Source organism: Gimesia panareensis (assembly GCF_007748155.1).
Classification (GTDB): domain Bacteria; phylum Planctomycetota; class Planctomycetia; order Planctomycetales; family Planctomycetaceae; genus Gimesia; species Gimesia panareensis.
The window spans coordinates 2,332,247-2,333,494 of the sequence record NZ_CP037421.1; the positions used below are offsets into that span (position 1 = coordinate 2,332,247).

Genomic DNA, 1,248 nt, shown 5'->3' on the forward strand with positions numbered 1-1,248 from the left:
TCGAAGGTCCAGGTCGCGGTGTTCGTTCCCAGCAGATCGCCGCCCAGCAGCACGTCCTGGTCCTGCTGGTAGAACTCCAGATCGGACTGCGAGCCGCGTTGCTGTTCATCCCAGGCTGCCCCGCTGGTGCTGTAGGCCAGATCGCCGTTGTCTACGATCATCGAGTCCGCAGCCGAACCGCTGACCGTGAAGTTAAACGGGTTCTCTTCGGCCAGGTCGGCTCCGAAGCTCACCATCCCGCTGAAGCTGCCGCCCACACTGGCGTCCATCTGCAGCGTGAAGGTCGTCGAAGCCCCCGGGGCCAGGTTCGTATCCCCGAAGCCCGTGACCAGGCTGAAGCCGGTCGGCACGTTGATCGCCCCCAGGGCCATGTTCCGTTCGCCGAAGTTCGTCACGGTGAAGGTCTTGACCACCGGAGCACCGATGATCGTGTCTTCGAAGTCCACGGTGCCGCCATCTTCGACAGCGCCCCCGTCCACTTCGACCTTGATCACCGGATCCACCACGCGGATGATCCGCACGTCGTCGGCATACACGATGCCGTCGGCATCGTCACTCAGAACCACTGTCAGGGTGCTGTCGTTGATCACGACCGGATCGCCGATGTATTCCCACCAGGTGCCGTCATCCAGGAAGTCGTCCGAGCTGGTCTGCTGGCTGACCCGGTAGGTGGCGACCGGCGTCGCGTCCGAGAAGATCGTGTACGGGGCATTCGTAGCGGCAGCCCGTCCGTAAGGGCTGACGTCCGGATGGACGTACCAGTGGGCCACCACCTGGTAGCGTCCCGGTTCCACATCGAAGGTCCAGCTCGCCTGATTGGTACCCGTGCCGCCCACGTAAGGCTCGCCCGTATACAGGAATTCCGGATCACCGACGTCACCCGGGGTGTGCCCCGTCCAGCTGCCGCTGGTGGCGAAGTCAGTGTCGTTGATCCCCACGGTCGCCGGTCCGGCGGCTCCCACAACGGTGAAGTTGTAAGGATTCTCATCGGCGTCTCCCGTGGTAAACGAGAGCTGGCCGTAGGTCGAACCGGTGGTGCCGCCGTCGAACTGCACGGTGAAGGTCACCGAACCGAAGCCCGCAATGTTCACCGGCACCGTATCCGTACCGAACGGCGAGGCCGGATCGATGCTGAACCCGGGCGGGAACTCGATCAGGCCGGTCACGTCCACCGCATCGGCCGAGAGATTCGTAATAGTAAAGGTCTTGGCAACCGGGATGCCGGGGATCGTCGTGCCGAAGTCCACC

General features: G+C 63.6%; 1 protein-coding gene. It reads right to left on the reverse strand.

Going from position 1 to position 1,248, the window contains the following annotated elements:
• A partial coding sequence (locus tag Enr10x_RS29880; RefSeq protein WP_197997538.1) for a choice-of-anchor D domain-containing protein occupies positions 1 to 1,248 on the reverse strand: 1,248 nt, incomplete at both ends.